This is a genomic window from Prevotella sp. CAG:255 (assembly GCF_000431195.1).
Taxonomy (GTDB): domain Bacteria; phylum Bacteroidota; class Bacteroidia; order Bacteroidales; family Bacteroidaceae; genus Prevotella; species Prevotella rara.
In genome coordinates this window covers 21,970-32,364 of sequence record NZ_HF986775.1, presented here as the reverse complement: position 1 = coordinate 32,364, position 10,395 = coordinate 21,970, and the positions used below count along the sequence as shown (strand labels likewise).

Below are 10,395 nucleotides of genomic sequence, written 5' to 3'. Positions count from 1 at the left end.
AGCTGAACCGCTCTATGACACGTACAGACAACTACCAGATGAACTTTACGGCGTCATATAACAGAGACTTCGGCGAGCACAGCATCGGAGCATTATTCTCAATAGAGAAATCAGAAGCAGAGAGCGAGTATCTCTATGCCATGGTTTCAGACCCCTACCCCTTCACAACAGGACAGTCAAACTCAGCTGAGGGCGAGACAAAGGTTATAACCTTCACCCGCAGCGAGTCAGGAACTCTCTCTTACATCGGACGTATCAACTATGCATACGCCAACAAGTATCTGGCAGAATTCCTTATCCGTTCTGACGCTTCAACGAAATTCGCCCCGGTAAACTATTGGGGAGTATTCCCGTCATTCAGCGCAGGTTGGGTAATGTCTGAAGAAAAATGGTTCAAGGAGGCTCTTCCATGGGTAGACTTCCTGAAAGTTCGCGGATCATTCGGTATGACAGGACGTGACAACACAGCCGCATGGCAGTGGATGCAGGTTTACGCCCAGGACGCCAACCGTGGTCCGGTGTTCGGTACAGGCATCGCAAACGAAAGCGAGAACCGTATAACCATCAACAAGAACAACTCTGCCGTAAACAAGGATGTTCACTGGGATAAGGTTTACAAAGCCAACTTCGGTCTCGACTTCACCGTACTTGACAACCGTCTGAGCGTTACTTACGATATGTACCGCGAGTGGAACCGCGACATGTTGATGAACATCAGCCAGGCTATCGAGGGAACAATCGGTACACAGTCGGCAGCAGTAAACCTTGGCGAGATGGACAGCTGGGGCTACGAGTTGAGCGCTACATGGCGTGACAAGATCGGCAAGGACTTCAAATACCGTATCGGCCTCAACACAGGCTACAGCGACAACAAGGTGCTGAACATGGACTTCGCCACAGACTATATCTATCGTCAGATACAGCGCGGCGGACGTACAGACATCGGTCTGTGGGGTATGCAGTGCATCGGCATGTTCCGTTCATTCCAGGATATTGAGGAGTATTTCGACAAATACAACATCACATCTTACCTCGGAATGAGCAAAGACGAGGTTCGCCCGGGTATGCTTATATATAAGGATGTACGCGGACCGCAGCAGGAAGACGGAACATACGCAGGACCTGACGGCGTGGTAGACAAGGACAACGACCAGGTATGTCTGTCTAACCGCAACAATCCTTACAGCGTTACAATGAACCTCGGCGCCGACTACAAGGGATTCTCTCTCACAGCCCAGCTGAGCGCTTCATGGGGTGGATACAGCTTCGTTGACGCTTCTGCACTGAAGTCAGGCTCAGGCGTAGACGACCTCGAGTTCACCAACATGCCTTCATTCTGGAATGTTGACAACATGTACTCATATCAGGACATATACGATGCAGCCGGCAACCTCGTAGTAGCTGCCAACCGCAACGGAAGCCTGCCTAACCTCGCTTACCAGAGCGTAAACGCAATAACATCATCATTCTGGAGAATAAGCGGAACACGAGTAAAACTGAGCCGTCTGACACTGGCCTACACTATTCCGTCAAGCCTCGTGAAGAAAATCGGTATACAGTCAGCCCGCGTAAACGTTACAGGCCAGAACCTGCTGAGCTTCTATAATCCTTATCCAGACAACTTCATGGATCCGATGTGCAGCTACGGTTCTTATCCTACACTGCGTCAGTTTACAGTTGGAGTAAATCTTACATTCTAAGAAAATATAACCGTTTAATAGAATTTTATCAATGAAAACAAATATAATAAAAGTGTTCGGACTTGGCCTCATCGCAAGCATGACCATCACATCATGTAGTGATGACTTCCTTGAGGAAAAGAAGAACTACGATAACGTAAATACAGGTATTTACGACACAGAAGAGGGATGCCTGCGCCGTGTATACGACGTTTACAGCTGGTGTCTGCCTACGGTGAACAGCGACCCCACATGGCAATATCCTTCTACAGGAAGCAACGACACTCAGGCACAGTCGACTGAGGAGTACAGCGGCTTCGGAGCATTCGTTGACCCGCAGAACCCGCTGTCTGTAATGAGCGGAACATCTGTTCCTGACTATTTCTTCGGTACTCCTAACAACATTCAGAACAACGCATGGGGACGTATCCGCAACATCAACGACGCCATTGAAGGCATCTCAGGCGGCGCCCTCTCACAGGAGAAGAAAGACGAATATCTCGGACAGCTCTACTTCTTCCGTGCATGGTGCTACTATAACCTCGTGAAATACTACGGAGGTGTGCCTATCGTAACTGAGGTTCAGGACCCTGTTGAAGGTGTGGTTAACCCTCGCCGTTCAGCAAAGGCTTGTATCGACTTCATCCTCAGCGACCTTGACCAATCAGCCAAGATGCTTGCCGACAAGACTATGAACGGCGGCTGGTCGAGCGACGAATGGGGTATGGTAACAACAGGAACAGCCCTCGCGCTGAAAGGCCGTGTGCTGCTGCTGTGGGCTAGCCCGCTGTTCAACCGTGCCAACGACGAGACACGCTGGAAGAACGCATACACACAGATGAAGGCCGAGCTCGACTCTATCAACTCTTGCGGCTATGGTCTGTTCACATCTACAAACAACGTAAACGGTTCAGACTTCGCACTGCAGTTCAACCAGAGCGACAAGAACCCTGAAGCTGTGTTCGTAACTCTCTACAACACTGTACAGGCCGGCGACGGTCAGAAGAACAGCAACTGGGAGCGCTACATCCGTCCGAAGAACACAACAGGTTCTGGCAAGAACGCTTCTGCAATGCTGATAGACATGTTCCCGATGGCTGACGGTAAGCGCCCGGCTTCTGCCGACACTTACACAAAGCTCGAGGCTTCGTCTATGACATACGACCGCGAACATCCGTTCATGAACCGCGACCCGCGCTTCTACCGCACATTCGCATTCCCCGGCTTCCGCTGGGCTTACAACGGCAACAGCAGCGTTCAGGAGGCTGATCCTAACAACCCGCTGTATGACGACGGAAAGAATTATGAACTCTGGAACTACGTATGGTATACAGACCTCGACGACCAGGGCGACCCTGAGAGCGGAAACGACTATGGTGCAGACAACCTGCTGACAAACTGCTCTGGCGTTTACGTGCGCAAGCGTTCTGACGACTACGACGTAAATACAAACTCTATGTACACCTTCACCGGTACAGCAAGCAACGGCGGATTTGCTTATTCAGCTCAGCCTTACATCGAGCTCCGCTACGCAGAGGTGCTGCTCAACCTTGCTGAGGTTGCATGCGGTGCAGGCGAGCTGACAGACGCCGTAAGCTATCTGAAGCAGGTTCGTGCCCGCGCAGGCTACACCGGCGAGAACAACTACGGACTGCAGAGCAACCTTGAGTCAGACCAGGCTGCATGTATGTCGGCCATTCTCTATGAGCGCCAGATAGAGTTTGCATACGAGGGCAAGCGTTTCGACGACCTTCGCCGCTGGATGCTCTACGACGGTGGTGCAACAAAGGTTGAGGGTGCGCCTTCAACATGGACACTGACAGGATGGGGCGGCAACACATGTACATGGCTCGGCTTCAAGCAGCTCAACGGACAGCGCCGTGAGAACATGGAATTCCGCGTAGCCGACAAGTATGGTGTTGGCGGAACAACAGCCGACAGCGACCCGCTGCTGAAGAACGGCGGAACACGCTGTGCAGCAGTAGACCTCCGCAAGGAGCTCAACCCGCAGCTGGAAACTCTGAAGACATGGTACAGCGACAACCTCGTTCGCAAGGACAAGAAGGGCGACTCTTACGACCAGAACAAGGTTAAACTCTACATGAACTTCCTGCCTCGCTACTACTTCCTCGGACTGACACAGGGAGCACAGAACAACAACAAGGCTCTGGAGCAGACCATCGGTTGGGAAGACAGTCAGCACGGAGGTTCAGCCGGAACATTCGACCCGCTGGCAGACGAATAAACATAGCTAATCTATATAAAAAGAGGCATGCCGCAAATGGCATGCCTCTTTTTTATATCCCATACACAAGGCTGACGGAGAAACATCAGACACGAGCCGCAGACACGCCGACTCCCACCGTAAGCGAGCACCACTCCCTGCCCTACCGACACATTCATGCATTCTGCATGCAATTTACTTTATACAGAGTGAAAGCCAACAGCCCTTGACCGTAATTTCTGCCCTTGCAGACAACCTAAGCGGCACCGATCAGCACAAAGCAAAACCATGATGCGGCAAAATCAGAATGACATACTTGTAACAAAAGTCAAAAAACACCAGCTGACAAAACAAAATGTATATTATGAAAAGACTATTTTGCCTTAATTACATAGATATTTTGTAATTTTGCACCCTGAAAATGAGCATAGGTATGACTATTCGTCAAATTTCATTAAAATAAAGGCAAAAAGATTATGGAAGAAACTCAGCAGTCTGACTCCCTGGAGGTGTTACGCCGTAAACTCGACCTGCTGCTGCGCACCGGTCAGTTATTGATGGAAAGTTCGGCAGACACCAGCCGCATAATACGCAACATGGACCGCACGGCGGCATATCTGGGCCTGCCGGAAAAGAAGCTGCACATTCACATCACCTACAACATGCTGATGGTAAACCTCAGCGACAAGACCCATTCTTTCTCTAAATTTCAGCGCTGCGACAGGCACGGCATCAACATGGACGCCATATCTGCCATAAGCAAACTGTCGTGGAGGGCCATCAAAGAGGACTATACCCTCGACCAGTACGAGAAGGAGCTGGAAAGAATAAAGAACAAGAAGCGCAACTACAGCCCGTGGCTCACAGCCATAGGAGCCGGTCTGGCCTGCGGCGGCTTCTGCGTTCAGTTCGGCTGCGACTGGCCTGCGTTTATCTACTCTTCGATAGCAGCCATAGCAGGCTTCCGCCTTAGAGCATGGCTCAACTCGACAGGCTCCAACGAATACGTCAACATTGCCTTTGCAGCATTTTTCTCCACACTGCTGGCATGCCTGTCAGCATACATCTCGCTGCCGGTGATTGAGTCGCACATACCGTCGGCACTGATACCCTTCACACACAGCGACACACCTTGGCATCCGCTCATGGCCTGCGCCCTGTTCATCGTTCCGGGCGTACCGCTGATCAACTTTGTGAGCGACATGCTCGACAGCCACATCAGCATAGGCATAACGCGGGCCGTCAACACGCTCATGATAGTGGCGGCCATGTCGTTCGGCATAGTAATAGCCATCAAGGTGTGCGGCATAGACAACTTTGTGAAAGACCTCAGCATGACGCCACACAACAGCTATCTGGCCTATGCCGTGGCGGCAGCCATATCGGCCATGGGCTTCTCTATGATATTCAACATACCGCGGCGTCTGCTCTGGGTGGTGGCCATAGGAGGCATAATAGCCGTATGCACGCGTAACTTCGTGAACCTCGGACCGAGCAACGGCAACGTGGGACTCGACTGGGGCCTCATCCTTGGCTCGCTCATAGGCTCATCGCTCATAAGTATAATCTGCATAAAAGCCGTTCACATATTCCACACGCCTCACCACTGCCTGTCGATCCCGAGTGTCATCCCGATGGTGCCGGGCGTGCTCATGTACAGGGCTCTCTTTGCACTGATAGAAATGCACGGAGTGGTCGGCGAGCTTACCATCGCCATACATAACGGCATAAGGGCGTCACTGATTATTCTCTGCATAGCCATCGGCGTGGCCATTCCTAACATATTTGCACGCAAATGGATTGCACCTGAACGCCATAAGAAACTGATAAAGATGATAGCCGAGCGCAAAGTGAGAGGCAAGTTTGTCGACCTTGAACACATGAAATAACCTCTGAATCAGCGGCCACAGAGACTGCACGGAAGGTCTGAAAGACGGCCCGGCATGACAGTTTCTGCAACATATAATGAGAGGCCGGGGCTGATGAAAATATAAAAGGTGTCCTTTTGCACTGCGAAAGGGCACCTTTTGCGTTGTAAAAGGGCATCTTTTAGAGGCCAAAAGACGGCATTTTGCAACGCATTGAATATCAACATGTTATCACACAGAAGCAATCAACCTCAGCCATAACCCACTGATAGGGTTCAACAATGGCAGCCGCGACTGGATAATGAGGCCTGCTATAAGCCTAAACGCGAATAGCCCGGCAGACCGAATACTGTCTGATTTTATAAGCAGACTGATGCTTTCTGCCGGCTATGTGAGTCTTTCTGCCGGATTGCCGTACGTCTGTTCTTGACGTAAGCAGCCATACCTGCGAAAAATCCGTCGGCCATCCACATCATATTAAACGAAAAAATCCTGCCTAATCTCTATGACAGATTTGGGTTAAAAGAAAAAAATTGGCGCAGAATAATAAGTACAATAAAAAAACATACGCGTCGTTTTGTAAGTATAGGTAATTACTGAAACAAACAATTTGTCAATCTGATATGAAAAAAAATCTAACAAGCCGCTGCCTTGCCATTCTGCTGATAGCCGGATTGTGCACAGTTAAGGCCATGGCAGGCAAGGCAAAAAAAGAGGTTTACATTCCGATGGACTATTCGGCATGCGGATATCATGCGTCTGAAATAGCCATTCCGGATGTACGAAACGCTGTCTTCGTGGGCAGCGACGGGGCCGACTGCTACGAGAAACTGCAGCGCGCCATCAACTACGTGTCGGCACTGAAACCCGACAAGAACGGCCACCGCGGAGCCGTACTGCTGGGCGAAGGCACTTTCAGAATAAGCAAACCGCTGCGCATAAGCACATCGGGAGTGGTGATAAGAGGTGCCGGACGCGGCAAGACCACCATAATAAAGCAGGGCTATGACAGAGGTGCACTGCTCTATATCGAGGGCGGAATGAAGATGACTGGAGGCGACACCATTGCCGTTGCAGGCGAAAAAACCATGGCCGGAGCCACTACGCTGACGCTGGCATCTGCCGCCAAGATACAGAAAGGCAGCCGTATAAGAATTGTAAGGCCGTCGACAAAGGAATGGATAGCGTCGCTCTGCTGCAACGACTTCGGCGGAGGACTCGACTACACCGGATGGAAACCCACCGACATCGACATAACATGGGACAGAACCGTCAGCGCCGTTAACGGCAACAGCATAACGCTCGACGCGCCGATAACCACCACGCTCGACAAGAAATACGGCGGGGGCTTCGTTGTTACGGGATATAACAGCGCGGAGATAAGCGAATGTGGCGTTGAGAACCTTACTCTCATGTCGGAACACAACTCATGGAACCCTAAGGACGAGGACCACTGCTGGGACGCGATTTGGGCTGACAATGCGCGCGACTGCTGGGTAAGACGTGTGGAATTCAGGCACTTCGCAGGCAGCGCTGTAAATTTGCAGAAGCAGACAAGCCGCATAACGGTTGAAGACTGCATTGCAGGCGAGCCCGTGTCGGAGACAGGAGGATGGCGCAGATGCGTGTTCATAACACGCGGACAGCAGACCTTGATACAGCGCTGCGTGTCGCGCCAGGGCATACACGACTTTGCGGCAGGCTTCTGTGCGGCAGGTCCCAACGCCTTTGTACAGTGTGAGGGTGAAAACTCTTTGGGCTTCAGCGGAAGCATTGGCTCATGGGCAGCCGGACTGCTGTTTGACATTGTGAACATCGACGGCAACGACATAAGCTTCAAGAATCTTGAGCAGTTCCAGTTTGGAACGGGCTGGAACACGGCCAACAGCATGATGTGGCAGTGTACAGGCTCAACTCTCTACTGCTACTCGCCCGACAGCGACAACCGCAACAGCGCACACGGATGCTGGGGCACGCTGACAGGCAACGCTGAATGGACAAGCAGCAACGACCACGTGCAGCCGCGCAGCCTCTTCTACGCACAGCTCGAGAAGCGCATGGGCAAAGAAGCCATAAACGGATACATACTGCCCAGAAACACCAACGCATCGAGCAGCCCTGAGATTGCACAGGCGCAGATCATGGCACAGGTGTCGCTGACACAGCCAAGACTGACTATGGAGATGTGGATAGACTCAGTGCCCTACACAGCAAATACATCGGCCAAAGGCGTGAAAGACATAGAGAGCGTGAAAGGAAGCAAGTATGACGTGGCTGAAAATGGCGGCAAAGCCATGAAATTTGCAATAGAGAACGGCCACATCACAGCCGACGGCAAGCTGATAACGGGCAACAACTACCAGATACCATGGTGGGCCGGACGCGTGAAGGACAACTTCGTGAAGAAAGGCGCACGCCCTGCCATAACACGCTTCGTGCCGGGACGCGAGGGCACCGGCTGGACCGACCGCATAGACTCTGTGGTGACATATCTCGACAAAAACAACTTCTGCATCTTAGACCACCACTACGGACTGTGGTATGACCTGCGCCGCACTGACCATGAGCGTGTGCGCCGTGCCGACGGCGACGTTTGGGCTCCGTTCTACGAGCAGGCTTTCAGCCGTACAGGTCAAGGCACCGCATGGGACGGGCTGAGCTGCTACGACCTTACAAAGCCTAACCAATGGTACTGGATGCGACTCAACGAGTTTGCCGAAAAAGGTGCAGAGAAAGGCATACTGCTGTTCAACCAGAACTATTTTCAGCACAACATACTCGAGGCAGGAGCCCACTGGGTAGACTGTCCGTGGCGTCCGGTGAACAATGTCAACGGCACCGACTTTCCCGAACCTGTGCCTTTCACAGGCGACAAGCGCATATTCATGGCCGAGCAGTTCTACGACATCAACAACCCCATACTGCGACCGCTGCACAAGCAGTACATCCGTCAGTGTCTCGACAACCTCAAGGACAAGGGCAACGTGGTGCAGCTGCTGAGCGAGGAATATACAGGTCCGCTGCACTTCACACGCTTCTGGCTAGAGACAATAGCCGAATGGGAAAAAGAGACAGGCCTGCATCCTATGGTGGCGCTGAGCTGCACGAAGGACGCCCAGGACGCCATACTTGCCGATCCGGAGCTGTCGAAGGTGGTAGACATCATCGACATAAGATACTGGCACTACAACACCAAGGGCCTTTGGGCGCCAGAGGCAGGCAAGAACCTTGCTCCGCGACAGTTCATGCGCAAGATGAAGGTAGGCAAGACTGGATTTGCCGAGGCATATAATGCCGTGAAGGAATACCGCACAAAGTATCCCGAAAAGGCCGTAACATTCTTCTCGCAGCAATATCCGCAGTATGGCTGGGCCATCCTCATGGCCGGAGGCTCTTGTCCAAACGTGGCCATAGGCAGCGACAAACTGCTGACCGACCTGACAAAGATGAGCTACATCAGCGGCGAAGGCAACTCAGCCACTCAGGTGATAGGCAACCCTGCCGTTGGATATGTGATATATGCCCATGGCGAAGGCGACATTACGCTCAACGTTGAGAACGGAAAATACACACTGCATGCCGTCGACACGAAAAGCGGACTGGTAAAAACTGTGAAGAAGAGCGAAAAAATTTCAGGCACATACACAATAAGCGGTAAAGCCAAAGACACAGCCTACTGGCTGGAAAGATTATAAGAAATCATAGAATTTACTGATAACAGGTGTTGATTTTACACGTCAATACCTGTTTTTCGTATTTATAAATCAATTTTTCCCATTCTTTTAAGCCGTTCATCACTAATTTTGCAGCAAAAGAACGAGAAAACCTATGATTAACTTTACCGAACTTTACGACAAAACAATTGATAACCTTTTCGCATTCGGAACCAAATTCACCTCCGACCGCGAAATGATTAAAGACTGTATACAGGACGTCTTTGTCAAGTTGTACACCAAACGCGGTGAACTTGAATCAGTGATCAACATTGAGTCGTATCTGTATGTATCATTAAGGAACAGAATCAACGACGAGTTCAGACACAACACTCATGTCTGCGACAACGAGATTAACGATAACAACGTCAAGCCGCTCTTCGACAGTGAGACGTACGACATGGAACGCATCGAAGAAGAGCAGAAAAAGAACAACACCCTTACAGAATATGTTAAATGCCTGTCGCCCAGACAGCAGCAGATAATAAAGCTCTACTATATTGAGCAGCGCAAATATGACGATATCTGCCAGATTATGGGCATAAACTATCAGTCGGTGCGTAACCTCATGCACAGAAGTCTGCTAAGATTGCGTTTTTTAGCAGCAAGAAATGAGGCTGTATAAAGAGTACAAAACAAACTGCTTGCCGTCATATTATAAAATAATATAAGATGGCAAAAAAACAGAACATTAAAACAATGGCTGACAGGATTCTGTCAGGCAACAGATTTAACATTCCCCCTCTTACAGAGATGGAGAAAAAAGAGCTCAAAGAGAGAACTCTATTGACTATTTTACAGCTGAAAGAGCTTTAACGCATAATACACTTTTTTATAATAGCAAACGAGAACGGCCGCAAATCTTATGATTTATGCGGCCGTTCGTTATCAAAAAGACTTATTTTTACCAT

General features: G+C 50.6%; 6 protein-coding genes. All 6 read left to right on the top strand.

Features of this window, described 5'->3' with window-relative positions:
• A partial coding sequence (locus QVO66_RS02265; RefSeq protein WP_288172456.1) for a SusC/RagA family TonB-linked outer membrane protein occupies window positions 1-1,700 on the top strand: 1,700 nt, incomplete at its 5' end.
• 31 nt (window positions 1,701-1,731) lie between these two features.
• A complete protein-coding gene (locus tag QVO66_RS02260; RefSeq protein WP_021853762.1) occupies window positions 1,732-3,924 on the top strand; it encodes a RagB/SusD family nutrient uptake outer membrane protein in 2,193 nt (730 codons plus the stop codon).
• A gap of 455 nt (window positions 3,925-4,379) precedes the next feature.
• Window positions 4,380-5,792 (top strand): threonine/serine ThrE exporter family protein, encoded by a 1,413-nt coding sequence (locus QVO66_RS02255; protein ID WP_021853761.1) that lies wholly within the window; start codon window positions 4,380-4,382, stop codon window positions 5,790-5,792.
• A gap of 602 nt (window positions 5,793-6,394) precedes the next feature.
• Window positions 6,395-9,466 carry a DUF6298 domain-containing protein gene (locus tag QVO66_RS02250; protein WP_021853760.1) on the top strand — a complete coding sequence of 1,024 codons (3,072 nt, stop codon included), beginning with the start codon at window positions 6,395-6,397 and terminating at the stop codon, window positions 9,464-9,466.
• A 133-nt stretch (window positions 9,467-9,599) separates the two neighbouring features.
• Window positions 9,600-10,109 (top strand): RNA polymerase sigma factor, encoded by a 510-nt coding sequence (locus tag QVO66_RS02245; RefSeq protein ID WP_021853759.1) that lies wholly within the window; start codon window positions 9,600-9,602, stop codon window positions 10,107-10,109.
• A gap of 47 nt (window positions 10,110-10,156) precedes the next feature.
• On the top strand, window positions 10,157-10,300 hold the full coding sequence (locus QVO66_RS02240; protein ID WP_021853758.1) for a hypothetical protein: 144 nt from the start codon (window positions 10,157-10,159) through the stop codon (window positions 10,298-10,300).
• Window positions 10,301-10,395 lie beyond the last annotated feature (95 nt).

What these genes read in the sequence shown, in the direction of transcription:
- QVO66_RS02260 (WP_021853762.1), top strand. Translation starts at nt 1,732, where the DNA reads ATGAAAACAAATATAATAAAAGTGTTCGGACTTGGCCTCATCGCAAGC.
- QVO66_RS02250 (WP_021853760.1), top strand. Translation starts at nt 6,395, where the DNA reads ATGAAAAAAAATCTAACAAGCCGCTGCCTTGCCATTCTGCTGATAGCC.
- QVO66_RS02240 (WP_021853758.1), top strand. Translation starts at nt 10,157, where the DNA reads ATGGCAAAAAAACAGAACATTAAAACAATGGCTGACAGGATTCTGTCA.
- QVO66_RS02255 (WP_021853761.1), top strand. Translation starts at nt 4,380, where the DNA reads ATGGAAGAAACTCAGCAGTCTGACTCCCTGGAGGTGTTACGCCGTAAA.
- QVO66_RS02245 (WP_021853759.1), top strand. Translation starts at nt 9,600, where the DNA reads ATGATTAACTTTACCGAACTTTACGACAAAACAATTGATAACCTTTTC.